General features: G+C 68.7%; 13 protein-coding genes. 11 read left to right on the plus strand and 2 right to left on the minus strand.

Going from position 1 to position 15,255, the window contains the following annotated elements; all coding sequences use genetic code 11:
* Positions 1–62: 62 nt before the first annotated feature.
* Positions 63–659, plus strand: coding sequence for a TetR/AcrR family transcriptional regulator (locus OG300_RS07525; protein ID WP_405493526.1), 597 nt, complete (start codon positions 63–65; stop codon positions 657–659).
* Between the two features lie 6 nt (positions 660–665).
* Here the strand turns inward: OG300_RS07525 and OG300_RS07530 are convergent, their stop codons facing one another.
* Both OG300_RS07530 and OG300_RS07535 read right to left on the minus strand, forming a co-directional pair.
* On the minus strand, positions 666–1,556 hold the full coding sequence (locus tag OG300_RS07530; protein WP_405493528.1) for an alpha/beta fold hydrolase: 891 nt from the start codon (positions 1,554–1,556) through the stop codon (positions 666–668).
* Between the two features lie 90 nt (positions 1,557–1,646).
* Positions 1,647–3,098 (minus strand): APC family permease, encoded by a 1,452-nt coding sequence (locus tag OG300_RS07535; protein WP_405493530.1) that lies wholly within the window; start codon positions 3,096–3,098, stop codon positions 1,647–1,649.
* 124 nt (positions 3,099–3,222) lie between these two features.
* On the opposite strand from OG300_RS07535, the gene OG300_RS07540 reads away from it, so the two are divergent.
* From OG300_RS07540 to OG300_RS07585, 10 genes are all read left to right on the plus strand, one after another.
* A complete protein-coding gene (locus tag OG300_RS07540) occupies positions 3,223–4,407 on the plus strand; it encodes an ROK family protein (protein ID WP_405493532.1) in 1,185 nt (394 codons plus the stop codon).
* A gap of 251 nt (positions 4,408–4,658) precedes the next feature.
* Positions 4,659–5,291: a bifunctional pyr operon transcriptional regulator/uracil phosphoribosyltransferase PyrR gene (gene pyrR / locus OG300_RS07545; RefSeq protein WP_405493534.1), complete on the plus strand. Its 633-nt coding sequence runs from the start codon at positions 4,659–4,661 to the stop codon at positions 5,289–5,291.
* Complete coding sequence (locus OG300_RS07550) at positions 5,288–6,253, plus strand: aspartate carbamoyltransferase catalytic subunit (protein ID WP_405493536.1); 966 nt, start codon at positions 5,288–5,290, stop codon at positions 6,251–6,253. The genes pyrR and OG300_RS07550 overlap by 4 nt, the downstream gene beginning before the upstream one ends.
* A gap of 70 nt (positions 6,254–6,323) precedes the next feature.
* A complete protein-coding gene (locus tag OG300_RS07555; RefSeq protein ID WP_405493538.1) occupies positions 6,324–7,619 on the plus strand; it encodes a dihydroorotase in 1,296 nt (431 codons plus the stop codon).
* 31 nt (positions 7,620–7,650) lie between these two features.
* Positions 7,651–8,157 carry a transporter gene (locus OG300_RS07560; protein WP_405493540.1) on the plus strand — a complete coding sequence of 169 codons (507 nt, stop codon included), beginning with the start codon at positions 7,651–7,653 and terminating at the stop codon, positions 8,155–8,157.
* A complete protein-coding gene (carA, locus tag OG300_RS07565) occupies positions 8,154–9,272 on the plus strand; it encodes a glutamine-hydrolyzing carbamoyl-phosphate synthase small subunit (RefSeq protein WP_405493542.1) in 1,119 nt (372 codons plus the stop codon). The genes OG300_RS07560 and carA overlap by 4 nt, the downstream gene beginning before the upstream one ends.
* Positions 9,272–12,577: a carbamoyl-phosphate synthase large subunit gene (carB, locus tag OG300_RS07570; RefSeq protein ID WP_405493544.1), complete on the plus strand. Its 3,306-nt coding sequence runs from the start codon at positions 9,272–9,274 to the stop codon at positions 12,575–12,577. The genes carA and carB overlap by 1 nt, the downstream gene beginning before the upstream one ends.
* Positions 12,578–12,582: 5 nt before the next feature.
* A complete protein-coding gene (pyrF, locus tag OG300_RS07575) occupies positions 12,583–13,407 on the plus strand; it encodes an orotidine-5'-phosphate decarboxylase (protein ID WP_405493546.1) in 825 nt (274 codons plus the stop codon).
* Positions 13,408–13,678: 271 nt separating this feature from the next.
* The gene (locus tag OG300_RS07580) at positions 13,679–14,524 is read left to right on the plus strand and encodes a patatin-like phospholipase family protein (RefSeq protein WP_405493548.1); all 846 of its coding nucleotides are present in this window, start codon (positions 13,679–13,681) and stop codon (positions 14,522–14,524) included.
* A gap of 83 nt (positions 14,525–14,607) precedes the next feature.
* A complete protein-coding gene (locus OG300_RS07585; RefSeq protein WP_405493550.1) occupies positions 14,608–15,036 on the plus strand; it encodes a VOC family protein in 429 nt (142 codons plus the stop codon).
* Positions 15,037–15,255 lie beyond the last annotated feature (219 nt).

The raw sequence follows: 15,255 nt of genomic DNA on the forward strand, positions 1-15,255 counted from the left end.
GAAAATGGTATGGGCGTACCATCAAAAACTTCCACCGCACGGAACGACAGGAGACCAGGTTCATGCCGCGTTTGGTCGATCACGAGCAGCGGCGACGGGAGATCACCACCGCCGCGCGCAAGGTCATCGCCGCCGGTGGGCTCGATGCCGCCACGTTCCAGGCGGTGGCCGCCGAGGCCGGGATCTCGGTGCGGCTGATCCAGTACTACTTCGGCACCAAGCGGGAGTTGATGCTGGCCACGCACCGTGCGGTGGTCCAGGACTGGGGCGTGATGTTCGCGACGGCGCTGGGCGCGCTGGGGCCCGACGCCACACCGCGCGAGGTGATCCGCGCGGTATCGCTGGGGCTGCTACCCCTCGATGAGCAACGGCACCAGGACAATCTGGTGTTCGCGGGATTCCACGCGGCCAATCTGACCGGCAACACCGTCACCTCCGAGGAGATGATGGGCGCGCCGCGCTATCTGATAACGAGCTTCACCGACCAGCTGCGCCGGGAGCGTCCGGCCGAATCCGACCCGCGCGCAACGGAACTCGATGCGGAGATGGTCGTGCTGACGGTCACCAGCCTCACCCAGACGATCCTGGCGGGCGGCGTCACCCGGGAGCGGGCGGTCGAACTGCTCGACCACCTGCTGGACCGGGTATTGCTCCGCTGATCGAGGTCAGTGCTCCGGCACGGTGACGTGGGCGCGCACGAAATCGACCACCGCGTCGGTGAATTCGTCGTTGGCGTCGCTGGCCGCGGTGTGCGCGGCGGTGCCGATCTCGGCGTATTCGGCGTGTGGGACCAGAGCCTGGAACGCGGCCACGCCTTCGTCGCTGACCACATCCGAGAGTCGGCCGCGCACCAGCAGCACCGGGATCTCCAACTGCCGTGCGGCGTTCTCGAGGGCCTCGGTGTGCACGTCGATCTCCTCGCCGCGCCCGTCGCGCGGGCCGCCGAGCATGGCCGGATCCCAGTGCCAGTACCAGCGCCCGTCCGCGCGCAGCCGCAGATTGCGTTGCAGGCCTTCGGGATTGCGCGGGCGCCGGCGGTGTGGCAGGTAGGCGGCGACCGCGTCGGCGGCCTCCTCCAGGCTGGCGAAGCCCTCCGGGTTGCTGCCCAGGAAGCCGATCACGCGTTCCACGCCCGCACGTTCGGGTCGCGGCACCACATCGACGAGCACCAGACCGGTGATGCGTTCGCGCTCGGCGTGGGTGGTGGCGATGAGCCCGGTGAGACCGCCCATGCTCGCACCCACCACGAACGCGGGTTTGCCGAGTTCGCGCAGCACCGCCATCAGATCCTCGACCATGGCGTCGCGGCGGTAGTCGCCGTCCGGATCCCAGTCGCTGTCGCCGTGCCCGCGCGCGTCCAGTAGGACGGCGTGCATTCCGGCCTTGGCCAGGGCCAGGCCGGAGTCCTTCCACGAGCCGCGGGTCTGTCCGCCGCCGTGCAGGAACACCACCAGTGGACCGTCCTGGGGACCCCAGCTGTCGCCGGCGATGGTCAAACCGCCGGGGCCGGTGAAGCGCACCAGGGCGGGTTCGGTGAATTCAGCGTCGTTGCTCACCCTCCGAGCATCGCACACCGCAGTTTACGGTGTATGAACACTCGCCGGTAGCGTCGCGCATGCCTCCACGGTGCAGGCGCGGATGGCCGGTCAGTTCGAGGGTGCGGGCTGCGGGTCGAGGAATTGCTCGTTGATCGGCTTGGGGCCGAAGGGCCAGGTGTGTTCGGCGCGCGCCCAGATGAGGAACGCCACGATGCCCAGCGCGGTCCAGGCCAGGGACCATTCGATCGGGTGGACGCCCGGATTCGCCTTGTCCGCGTACCCGTAGATGACGGCCCAGCCGATCGCCGCGACCACGGCGGGCAAGGGGTACAGCAGCATTCGATACGGCCGGGTCAGGTCGGGCTGCCGGCGTCGCAGCACCACCACGGCCGCGATCTGCGCGAAAGCCTGCACGATCACCATGACCGTGGTCAGCAGTGAAATCAGCACGGCCAGTGGGGGATGCGCGGCCGAGGAGCCGACGTGGCGGGCGAACACGAACCCGGCCGCGGTGATCGCGCCCATCACCAGCAGTCCCAGCGTCGGGAATTCGTGGCGTGGATGCAGCCGCCCGAAGGATCGGAAGAACACGCCGTCGCGAGCCGCGTCGAACGGCACCCGGGATCCGCCCAGGAGCCCGGTGAAGACCGACGCGAACGCGGTCACCAGGATCAGCACCGTCACCACCTGGGCCGCGCCCTTGCCGAAGGTCTTCTCCAGCACCGCCGACGCGACCGATTGCGAGGCAACGTTGTTGGAGTCGAGGAGGTCGTGCCAGTCGATGACGCCCAGCACGCCGATCTGCATGCCCAGGTAGATCACCATCACCGCGAGCACCGCGAAGATGATCGAGCGCGGCAGCACCCGGCCCGGATCCTTCAGTTCCGCACCGAGATACGCACTGGTGTTGTACCCGAGGTAGTCGTAGATGCCGATGGTGAGACCCGAGGCGAAGCCCAGCCAGAAGGTGCCGCTGCCCAGGTCGACGGCGTGCGCGGGCCAGGTGAAGGCCAGGCTCGGGTGAAAGTGCGTGAAGGCGGCCAGGATCACCGCCGCCACCGACACGATCATCACCGCCCACATCACCACGGTGATGCGCCCGATGGAGTCGATGCGCCGCCACAGCATCAGCACCACCAGCGCGACCACGGCCAGCCCGACGATATCGCCCTGCCCGGTGGTCATCGACGGCCACAGATAGGTCAGGTACTGGACCAGTCCCTGCACACCGGTCGACATGATCAGCGGAATGAAAAGGATTGCGGTCCAGACGAACAGGAACGGCATCAGTCGTCCGCTGCGGTACTGGAAAGCTTCGCGCAGGTACACGTAGGTGCCTCCCGCGCCGGGCATGGCCGCGCCGAGTTCGGCCCAGATCAGCCCGTCGACGAGGGCGAGGATCGCGCCGGCGAGGAAGCCGATGACGGCGTGCGGTCCGCCGAACGCGGCGACCATGAGCGGAATGGTGACGAAGGGGCCGATGCCCACCATCTGGCTCATATTGATGGTGGTGGCCTGGAACAGGCCGATTCTTCGGGGGAGCGTGCGGGGGCCGGTCATGGCTGCCTCCGGAGGACGGGGAGGGCGTATGGATTTTGTAAAGTTAAATTCCTTTACTATGTCCGTCAAGGGGTAGAGCCGATTGTCTACAGTCGGCTGCACAACGGATCACGATCGGACGGCCATGGACGAACTCCCCTGGAACAGGCAGCGATTGCGCAGCAACAACGAATGGTTGCTGCTCGAGCAGTTGCGCACGGTCGGTCCCTGCTCGCGCGCGCAGCTGGCCCGCGACACCGGCCTGTCCAAGCCGACCGTGTCCAGTGCGCTTGCCGCCCTGCAACAGCACGGCCTCGTCCGCGAGATGGGCACCGTCGCACCCGAACGCGGCCGCACCGCCGTGCTCTACGAACCGGACCCGACCGCGGGCTACGTGCTCGGCCTCGATATCGGCCGCGCCTTCCTGCGCGCGGCCGTCGCCGATCTGTCGGGAAAGGTCCTCGCCCGCACCGATATTCCGAACCGGGCCCGCACCGCCACCGCGCTGGCCCGCACCGCCGCCGACGCCGTGCGTGAAACCCTCGCCGAGGCAGCGGTTTCCGTCGACCAGGTGGTGCACACCGTACTGGGCAGTCCCGGCGTCTTCGACCCACAGGACGGGCGCATGCACTACGCCGTCAACCTGCCCGGCTGGGGCCGCGCCGGACTCCTCGACGAATTGCGTGACGCCCTGGGCGTTCCCGAACTCTCGGTGCACAATGACGCCAACCTGGCCGCGCTCGGCGAATACTCCTTCGGTGGCGGTCGCGACAGCCGCCTGTTCGTCTACGTCCTCATCGGTACCGGTCTCGGCGTCGGAATCGTCTCCCGCGGCGAGCTTTTCACCGGTGCGCACGGCGCGGCCGGTGAGGTCGGCTTCCTGCCCGCCGCCTTCGGCGACCCGGCCGCCGGAGTCTCCCGGCGCGGTGCGCTCGAGGAGGCGGTCACCGCCGACGCCGTCGTCCGTGCCGCCCGCGAACGCGGGATGACCGGACGCCTCACCGCCAAGCGGGTTTTCGACGCCGCCCGCTCCGGCGATGCCCTCGCCACCGAAATCGTCCGCGAGGAGGGCGAACGCATCGCCCTCGTGGTCGCGGCCGTCACCGCCGTCCTCGACCCCGATGTCATCGTCGTAGGCGGCGGTCTCGGACGCAGCGCCGACCTCCTCCTCGATCAGGTCCGGGCCGCCCTCTCCCGCACCACCCCACTGCGCCCGACCGTCAGCCCCAGCGAACTCGGCGACGACGCCGTGCTGCTCGGCGCGATCGCCACCGCTCTGCGCACCGCCCGCCCTCAGGTCTTCGAACGCCGCACCCCCGCCGACCATTGACCGCACCGCATATGCGAACCCCTGTTCGAACGTGAAGCCGGACACAGTCTCTCGGCGGACCCGGCCACGCGCGCGTACACGCGAGAGATGGCGTTTCGGATTCCCGCAGGTCGGCGCGGCCATCCGGCCGTGGCCCGCGGAATAGTTGCCGAGGGGGTGCCGGGCGTGGCCGCCACGGCGGCGCTGGTAGGGTTCTCCGCTGAAAGACATCCTTTAACGGACCGTCCCGTGAGGCGGGGAAGGAGGTCGGCATGGCTGTGCCCGAGGATCGGGCGGCCAAGTCGAGCGCGGCCGAATACTCGCACCGGCATGATCCGGAGCGGGTGCAGGCCGGACGTGAGCTGCTTTCTGATTCCGACGTCAGCCGCACCATCGCGCGGATGGCGCATCAGATCATCGAGAAGACCGATCTCGGCGATCCGGATGCTGCCCGGGTGGTGCTGATCGGAATCCCGACGCGCGGAACGACTCTCGCTCATCGCCTGCTCAACCGGATCGAGGAATTCTCCGGCGTGCGCCCCGCGATCGGCTCCCTGGACATCACCCTCTACCGCGACGACCTGCGCTCCAAGCCGCATCGTCCGCTCTCGCGCACCTCGGTGCCCGAGGGTGGCATCGAGGACGCGCTGGTGGTGCTCGTCGACGATGTGCTCTTCTCCGGCCGCACCGTGCGCTCCGCGCTGGACGGTCTGCGCGATCTGGGTCGCCCCCGCGCGGTGCAGCTGGCGGTGCTCATCGATCGCGGCCATCGCGAACTTCCCATTCGCGCCGACTATGTCGGCAAGAACGTTCCCACCGCGCGCACCGAGGACATCTCGGTGCTGCTGCGCGAGCACGACGACCGCGACGGGGTGTACCTGCGCCAGGAGGGTGGCAACCAGTGAAGCATCTGCTGTCGGTCACCGACCTCGACCGCGACGCCGCCACGGATTTGCTGGACGAGGCCGAACGGTTCGAACAGGCCCTGCTCGGCCGCGAGGTCAAGAAGCTGCCGACCCTGCGCGGGCGCACCGTGATGACCGCGTTCTTCGAGAACTCCACCCGCACCCGCGTCTCCTTCGAGGTGGCCGGGAAGTGGATGAGCGCCGACGTCATCAATGTCAGCGCGTCGAGTTCCTCTGTCTCCAAGGGTGAATCGCTGCGCGACACCGCGCTGACCCTGCACGCGGCGGGCGCGGACGCGCTCATCGTGCGGCATCCGGCCTCCGGTGCGGCGCATCAGATCGCGCGCTGGTTCGCCGAGATGAACGAGGCCGCAAGCGGTTACGCCGGTCCCGGCCCCGCGATCATCAATGCCGGTGACGGCATGCACGAGCACCCGACCCAGGCCCTGCTGGACGCGCTGACCCTGCGTCAGCGTCTCGGCGACCTGGACGGCAAGCGCGTCGTGCTGGTCGGCGACATCCTGCACAGCCGGGTGGCGCGCTCGAATGCCTTCCTGCTCAGCACCCTCGGCGCGGAGGTGGTACTGGTCGCGCCGCGCACCCTGCTGCCGATCGGCGTCGAAGCCTGGCCGGTGCGGATCTCCGATTCCCTGGACGCCGAGCTGCCGGGCGCGGACGCGGTGATGATGCTGCGGGTGCAGGCCGAGCGCATGAACGGCGGCTTCTTCCCCTCGGCGCGCGAGTACTCGATCCGCTACGGCCTCAACGAGCGTCGGATGAACATGCTCGACGAGCACGCGGTCGTGCTGCATCCGGGTCCGATGCTGCGCGGCATGGAAATCGGCTTCTCCGTGGCCGACTCCCCGAAAGCGGCGGTGCTGCAACAGGTCAACAACGGAGTCCATATGCGCATGGCGGTGCTGTTCCGCCTGCTGGTCGGTACCGATGAGGTGGTGGCGTGAGCGGGTCAGGCCTGGAGGCGGCAGCCTGCGTAACCACGGAAGGCCCCCGGTCGCGCCGAAAGGAAACAGCGTGAGCAATGTCCTGATCAAGAACGTCAAGGTCTACGGCGAAGGCGAGCCCGTCGACGTGCTGCTCGCCGACGGTGAGATTCGCGAGATCGGCGCGGGCCTGACCGTCGAGGACGCGGAGATCGTCGACGGCACCGGTCAGGTGCTGCTGCCGGGCTTCATCGACCTGCACACGCATCTGCGCGAGCCGGGCCGCGAGGACACCGAGACCATCGAATCCGGTTCCGCCGCAGCGGCTCTGGGCGGCTACACCGGTGTGTTCGCGATGGCCAACACCAGCCCGGTCGCCGACAACGCGGTCATCACCGACCACGTGTGGAAGCGCGGCCAGGAGGTCGGCCTGGTCGACGTGTACCCGGTCGGCGCGGTCACCGTGGGCCTCGAGGGCAAGCAGCTCGCCGAAATGGGCACCATGGCAGCCGGACTCGGCGCGGTGCGCATGTTCTCCGACGACGGCCACTGCGTCTACGACCCGCTGATCATGCGCCGCGCGCTGGAATACTCGACCTCCCTCGGCGTGCTGATCGCTCAGCACGCGGAGGAGCCGCGTCTCACCAAGGGCGCTGTGGCGCACGAGGGCCCGAACGCCGCCCGGCTGGGGCTGGCCGGTTGGCCGCGCGCCGCCGAGGAGTCCATCGTGGCCCGCGACGCGCTGCTGGCCCGGGATGCCGGTGCCCGCGTGCACATCTGCCACGCCTCCACCGCTGGCACCGTCGAACTGCTGAAATGGGCGAAGGCCCAGGGCATTTCGATCACCGCCGAGGTCACCCCGCACCACCTGCTGCTCGACGACTCGCGCCTGGAGACCTACGACGCGGTCAACCGGGTCAACCCACCGCTGCGCGAAACCTCCGATGTGGCCGCGCTGCGCCAGGCCCTCGCCGACGGTGTCATCGACTGTGTCGCCACCGATCACGCCCCGCACGCCGAGCAGGACAAGTGCTGCGAGTTCGCCGCCGCCCGCCCCGGCATGCTGGGCCTCGAGACCGCGCTGTCGATCATCGTGGAAACCATGGTCAAGCCCGGCCTGCTGGATTGGCGCGGCGTCGCCAAGGTGATGAGCGAGAATCCGGCGGCCATCGTGGGTCTCGACGATCAGGGACGGCCGATCGCGGTGGGCGAACCGGCCAACCTGACACTGATCGATCCCGACACCGAATGGACGGTCGAGGCGAAGGAACTCGCCTCGATCGCCCACAACACCCCGTTCCAGTCGATGACCCTGCCCGCGAAGGTGACCGCCACCTTCCTGCGCGGCCGGATCACCGCCCGGGACGGCAAGATCGTCGCCGGTTGATCCGGCGGGTGGGGTACCGAGGAGGACCGTAATGGAACGCACAGTGCAGATCGTGGGACTGCTGGTGTTGTTCGCGCTGTGCCTGTGGCTGATGTATCGGGCCTGGACCAAGCGGGCGAAGAAGCAGGCGGGCGCGATCGGTGAGCTGCCCTCGGTTCCGGCCGATTGCGGCGCGCAACTGCTGGAGCCGACCACCGGCCTCTACCTCGGCAGCACCCTGGCCCCCAGCTGGATCCAGCGGGTCACGGTGGGCGACTTGGGTTTCCGTGCCACGGCGGAGATGACGCGCTTCGAGCGCGGCATCCTGCTCGAGCGTGATGGCACGGGCCCGATCTGGATTCCCCAGGAATCCATCACCGCGGTGCGCGCCGAGCGCGGGCACGCGGGCAAGGTAATGACGGCGGATGGTGTGCTGGTGATTCGCTGGACGCTGCCGACGGGGACCGAGGTGGATACCGGTTTCCGCGGTGACGACAAGGATGTTTACCCGGCATGGACCGGAGCCGAGACGACGACGAAGACGGGAGATGAAGCATGAGCAGCGGATACACCGCAGTGATGGTGCTCGAGGACGGCCGCGTGTTCCGCGGAACGACCTTCGGTGCCGTCGGCGAGACTTTGGGTGAGGCGGTGTTCTGCACCGCGATGACCGGGTACCAGGAGACCCTCACCGACCCCAGCTACGACCGCCAGATCGTGGTGGCCACCGCGCCCCAGATCGGCAACACCGGCTGGAACGACGAGGACGACGAGTCGAGCAAGATCTGGGTCGCCGGGTACGCCGTGCGCGACCCCTCGCGCCGCGCCTCCAACTGGCGCTCGAACCGCACCCTGCAGACCGAGCTGGAGAACCAGAACGTGGTCGGCATCGCGGGCATCGACACCCGCGCGCTGGTGCGGCACCTGCGCACCGCCGGTTCCATGAAGGCGGGCATCTTCTCCGGTGAGTCGCTCGCCGAGTACGAGGAGCTGCTCGGCCGCGTCAACGGTCAGCCCTCCATGCTGGGCGCGGACCTGGCCGGTGAGGTCTCCACCGACGAGATGTACACCATCGAACCGGTCGGCGAACACCGATTCACGGTCGTGGCAGTCGATCTCGGCATCAAGTCCAACACCCCGCGCATGTTCGCGCAGCGCGGCATCCGGGTGCACGTGGTGCCCTCGAACGTCACCCTGGACCAGATCAAGGAACTCAACCCCAACGGCGTGTTCCTGTCCAACGGTCCGGGCGACCCGGCCACCGCCGACGCCCAGGTCGCTTTGACCCAGGGTGTGCTGGGGGAGAACCTGCCGCTGTTCGGCATCTGCTTCGGCAACCAGATCCTGGGCCGGGCGCTGGGACGCGGCACCTACAAGATGAAGTTCGGCCACCGCGGCATCAATGTGCCGGTCATCGAACATCATTCGGGCCGCATCTCGATCACCGCGCAGAACCACGGCTTCGCCCTCGAGGGTGAGCGCGGCGAGGTCTTCGACACCCCGTTCGGCAAGGCCGAGGTCAGCCACATCTGCGCCAACGACGGAGTCGTGGAGGGTGTGCAGCTGGTCAACGGCCGCGCCTTCTCCGTGCAGTACCACCCCGAGGCCGCCGCCGGACCCCACGACGCCGCCTACCTGTTCGACCGTTTCGCCATGCTGATGGAAGGAGCCTGATGCCACGCCGCACCGATCTGAACCACATCCTGGTGATCGGCTCGGGCCCGATCGTCATCGGCCAGGCCTGTGAGTTCGACTACTCGGGAACCCAGGCCTGTCGCGTCCTGCGGTCCGAAGGCCTGCGCGTGTCGCTGGTCAACTCCAACCCCGCGACCATCATGACCGACCCCGAGTTCGCCGACGCGACCTATGTCGAGCCGATCACCTGGGAGTTCGTCGAGAAGGTCATCGCCAAGGAGCGCCCCGACGCGATCCTCGCGACGCTGGGCGGTCAGACCGCGCTCAATTGCGCTGTCGCCCTGCACGACAACGGCATCCTGGAGAAGTACAACGTCGAGCTGATCGGCGCGGACTTCGAGGCCATTCAGCGTGGCGAGGACCGGCAGAAGTTCAAGGACATCGTCGCCAAGGTCGGCGGCGAGTCCGCGCGCTCCGCGGTCTGCTACACCATGGCCGAGGTCCGCGACACCGTCGCGGAACTGGGTTTCCCGGTGGTCGTGCGCCCGTCGTTCACCATGGGCGGCCTGGGTTCCGGCATGGCCTACAACCACGATGACCTCGACCGCATCGCCGGCGGCGGCCTGGCCGCCTCGCCCACCGCGAACGTGCTGATCGAGGAATCCATCCTGGGCTGGAAGGAATTCGAGCTCGAGCTCATGCGCGACCGCAACGACAATGTGGTCATCGTCTGCTCGATCGAGAACGTCGACCCGATGGGCGTGCACACCGGCGACTCCATGACGGTCGCCCCGGCCATGACCCTGACCGACCGCGAGTACCAGAAGATGCGCGATCTCGGCATCGCCATCCTGCGCGAGGTCGGCGTCGACACCGGCGGCTGCAACATCCAGTTCGCGGTGGACCCCGCCGACGGCCGCCTCATCGTCATCGAGATGAACCCCCGCGTCTCGCGCTCGTCCGCATTGGCTTCCAAGGCAACGGGTTTCCCGATCGCCAAGATCGCCGCGAAGCTGGCCATCGGCTACACGCTCGACGAGATCGTCAACGACATCACCAAGGAGACCCCGGCCTGTTTCGAGCCCACGCTCGACTACGTGGTCGTCAAGGCTCCGCGCTTCGCCTTCGAGAAGTTCCCGGGCGCCGACCCGACGCTGACCACCACCATGAAGTCGGTCGGCGAGGCGATGTCGATGGGCCGCAACTTCTCCGAGGCGCTGGGCAAGGTGCTGCGCTCGCTGGAGACCAAGGCCACCGGCTTCTGGACGCTGCCCGACGGTGAATGGACCGACACCCAGGCCATTCTCGACGATCTGAAGGTGCCGACCGAGGGTCGCATCTACCAGGTGGAGCGGGCGCTGCGCCTGGGCGCGAGCATCGAGGACACCGCCAAGGCCTCGGGCATCGACCCGTGGTTCGTGGCCGAGGTGTCCGCCCTGGTCGACCTGCGTGCCGACATCATGGCCGCGCCCGTGCTGGACGAGCCGCTGCTGCGCACCGCGAAGCACTACGGCCTGTCCGATCGCCAGATCGCCGCGCTGCGACCGGAACTCGCCGGTGAGGCGGGCGTGCGCGAACTGCGGCACCGCCTGCAGATCCGCCCGGTGTTCAAGACCGTCGACACCTGCGCCGCCGAGTTCGAGGCCAAGACCCCGTATCACTACTCGGCCTACGAACTGGATCCCGCCGCGGAGTCCGAGGTCGCACCGCAGCTCGAGCGCGACAAGGTCATCATCCTGGGCTCCGGGCCCAACCGCATCGGCCAGGGCATCGAGTTCGACTACTCGTGTGTGCATGCGGCACAGACGCTTTCGGCCGCGGGCTACGAGACCATCATGGTCAACTGCAACCCGGAGACCGTGTCGACCGACTACGACACCGCCGACCGTCTCTACTTCGAGCCGCTGACCTTCGAGGACGTCCTCGAGGTCTACCACGCCGAAACCGAGTCCGGCACCGTCGCGGGCGTCATCTGCCAGCTCGGCGGCCAGACTCCGCTGGGCCTGGCACAGCAGCTGACCGATGCGGGCGTGCCCGTGGTCGGCACCTCGGCCGCGGCCATCGACCTGGCCGAGGACCGCGCCGAATTCGGCGATGTGCTTGTCGCGGCGGGCCTTCCGGCTCCCAAGTACGGCACCGCCACCACCTTCGCGGCGGCCAAGAAGATCGCCGCCGGGATCGGCTACCCGGTGCTGGTGCGCCCGTCCTACGTGCTGGGCGGCCGCGGCATGGAGATCGTGTACGACGAGGACACCCTCGAGGGTTACATCTCCCGCGCCACCGATATCAGCCCCGATCGCCCGGTGCTGATCGACCGGTTCCTGGAAGACGCCATCGAGATCGACGTCGACGCCCTGTGCGACGGCGAAGAGGTGTACCTGGGCGGCGTCATGGAGCACATCGAGGAGGCCGGTATCCACTCCGGTGACTCGGCGTGCGCCCTGCCCCCGATCACCCTGGGCCGCAGCGATATCGAGGCCGTCCGCCGCTCGACGACCGCGCTCGCGCACGGCATCGGCGTCAAGGGCCTGCTCAATGTGCAGTACGCGCTCAAGGACGATGTGCTCTACGTGCTCGAGGCCAACCCGCGCGCCAGCCGCACCGTGCCGTTCGTCTCCAAGGCGACCGCGGTGCCGCTGGCCAAGGCGGCGGCGCGAATCGCGTTGGGCGCCACCATCGCCGACCTCCGCAAGGAGGGCCTGCTCCCGGCCGAGGGTGACGGCGGCACCGTGCCGATCGACGCCCCGGTCGCGGTCAAGGAGGCCGTGCTGCCGTTCCACCGCTTCAAGCGGCCCGACGGCTCCGGCATCGACTCGCTGCTGTCCCCGGAGATGAAGTCCACCGGTGAGGTGATGGGCATCGACGCCGACTTCGGCACGGCATTCGCCAAGTCGCAGACGGCTTCCTACGGTTCGCTGCCGACCGAGGGCGCGGCCTTCGTCTCGATCGCCAACCGTGACAAGCGCGCCATGGTGTTCCCGGTCAAGCGCCTGCACGACCTGGGCTTCAAGATCCTGGCCACCGAGGGCACCGCGGAGATGCTGCGCCGCAACGGTATTCCCTGCGAGCAGGTGCGCAAGCACTCCGACGAGCACACCGATCAGCCCAGCATCGTGGACATGATCAAGGACGGCGACGTCGACATCGTGTTCAACACCCCGTACGGCAACAACGGTCCGCGCGTGGACGGTTACGAGATCCGCACCGCCGCGGTGGGCGCGAACATTCCGTGCATCACCACCGTGCAGGGTGCGGCGGCCGCCGTGCAGGGCATCGAGGCCACCATTCGCGGCGGCATCGGCGTGCGGTCCCTGCAGGAACTCCACGCCACCCTGCGGGGCTGAGCCCGGTGACGACATTCGGTGCGCGGCTGCGCGAGGCGATGCGCGAGCACGGTCCGCTGTGCGTGGGCATCGATCCGCATCCGCCGCTGCTGAAGGCGTGGGGTCTGCCCACCGACACCGTCGGGCTGGCCAAGTTCGCGAACGCCTGTGTCGAGGCGTTCGCGGGCCGGGTGGCGCTGGTCAAGCCGCAGGTCGCGTTCTTCGAGACCTACGGCTCCGGCGGCATTCTGGTGCTGGAGGAGACCATCGCCGCGCTGCGTGAGGCGGGCACCCTGGTGCTCGCCGACGCCAAACGCGGCGATATCGGCTCCACCATGGACGCCTACGCGCACGCCTGGCTCGCCGACGGCCCACTGGGCACGGACGCGGTCACCGTGTCCCCGTACCTCGGATTCGGTTCCCTCGCACCGGCTCTGGACCTCGCGGCCGCCAACGGCCGTGGCGTCTTCGTACTGGCCGCCACCTCCAACCCGGAAGGGGCGGAGCTGCAACGCATCACCGGTCCCGACGGCCGCACCATCGCCCAGCGCATGGTCGACGACGCGGCCGCCGTCAACGCCGGAGCCGACTTCGGTTCCGTCGGCGTGGTGGTCGGTGCGACGCTGACCGAGGCTCCGGACCTGAGCAAGCTCAACGGGCCCATCCTGATGCCCGGTGTGGGCGCCCAGGGCGGGGGAGCGGACTCCATCCGCGCCCTGGTGCCCGAGAGCGATCTCGGCGCGGTGCTGCCGAACGTGTCCCGCGAGGTGCTCAAGTCCGGCCCGTCGGTCGCCGCGCTCCAGGCGCGGGTTGCCGAACTCGCCGAGGAGTTCGCCTTCCTGCAGAACTGAACACGCGTATCCGGGGTGGGCGCGGGCCGAGAACGGTCCGCGCCCACCCCGTTTCGGCAGCAGCGATCCCGAACCGCGCTGCGATGACCGGGCACGGCGACCGGCTTGCGGCCGAGTGATATCGCCGTTGCGCCGATCCACCGGACACGGATCGACCCGGCGGCTGTAGGTCGGGCACCGTCATGGATCATGGTCGATTCGGTGCGGACCATGCCCGGATCGGACACGACGATCCGGGCTCCGCTCATCGGTGCTCGGATACAGTGGACCCATGTCTGACGCACTGTCGCCCAATGGAATTCGCCACGCTCTCGTGCTCGGTGGTGGTGGCGCGGTCGGCATCCTCTGGATGACCGGTTTGGCGGTCGGCCTGCGTGAGCTGGGCATCGATCTGTCGCGGGCCGATCGTCTCGTCGGCACCTCGGCCGGTGCGGTCGTCGCCGCCAACCTGGCCAACGACGTGGACCTGCTCGCCCTGGTGGCGGGCCTGTCCGAGGCGGATCCGGACGCGCCCGCGGTCGACGGTTCGGGCCTGGGGGAGATCATCGCCGCGGTGGCCGGGCTCGGCCTGGATCCCGATGAGAGTCGCCGCCGCATCGGCGAACTCGCTCTCGAGCGCAAGGTCGGTGATCCTGCCGATCACATCGCGCGCATGTCGCGGCTGCTCGGCGATCCCGGCTGGCCCGACCGGGATCTCGTGATCACCGCCACCGCCGTCGCGACCGGAGGGCTGCAGACCTGGTTCCCGGACGGGAAGGCCACCCTGGGCGAGGCGGTCGCCTCGAGCACCTCGGTGCCGGGCATCTTCCCGCCCATTCCGATCGACGGCGACTACTACATCGACGGCGGCGTGCACTCGCCGATCAATGCCGGGCTCGCCGCCGGCGCGGAAGTGATCCTCATCGTCGAACCGCTCGCCGGCCTGTTCCCGCACGCACCGTCCGATAGTCAATTGGGTTCGGCCACAGTGCTGTTCGTGGTTCCGGACGAGCAGGCCAAGGCCGACATCGGTCCCGACGTCTTCGCTCGCGAGGCGCTGCGTCCCGCCTACGACGCGGGGTGGCGGCAGGCCGGCGAGGTCGCGACCCGGCTGCGCGGCCACTGGCCGGAGGCCTGATCGGCGCTTTTCTTCACCGCGACCACCTTTCCGCCGGGCGTTAGGCTGCAAGCCGACTGCTCGGTAGAAAGGTGGTATTTCTCATGTCCGACGGTGCGCTCGGCCTGATCTCGTACGGTCAAACCCGGCTGCTGGTGGACGATTTCGCGGCGAGCTATCGCTTCTACCGCGACGTCCTCGGCCTGCCGCTCAAGCACGAGACCCCCGGCGACGTCCCGGAATCCGACGACGGCCCGTACGCCTGCTTCGCGCTCGGCGGCAACGATCTGGCGCTGTTCACCCGCGCCTTCATGGACGCCTCGATCGGCGCCGAGCATCGTCCGCGCGGCGAAATCGACTCTGTCGTAGTGGTTTTGCGTGTCGAGGACGTCGACAAGGCCGTCGAATCGGTGCGCGCCCGCGGGGTGAGGATCGTCGCCGAGCCCGTCGACCAGGCCGCCTGGGGCATGCGGGTGGCGCATCTGCGCGCTCCCGAGGGCACGCTCATCGAGTTCTGCCAGTACGACGACTGACCGCGAATCCGGATGGGTGGCGCGTGTTCGCTGTTGGCGAACGCCCCTGACCTGATCGAACGCTTGTCCTGATCGCCCGTCTCACGTCTGCCGCCCACCGCTCGGCGGGGGAAGTTCGTGACAGCCGTGTTTCGGGCGTCAGCGGCCGCGTGAGGGGGCGAAACGGGCCGTCGCAGGGCGTCGCGGTGGTCCGGACCGGTCCCGACCTGCGTCGGAAGG

This window comes from Nocardia sp. NBC_00511 (assembly GCF_045161165.1).
Lineage (GTDB): Bacteria > Actinomycetota > Actinomycetes > Mycobacteriales > Mycobacteriaceae > Nocardia.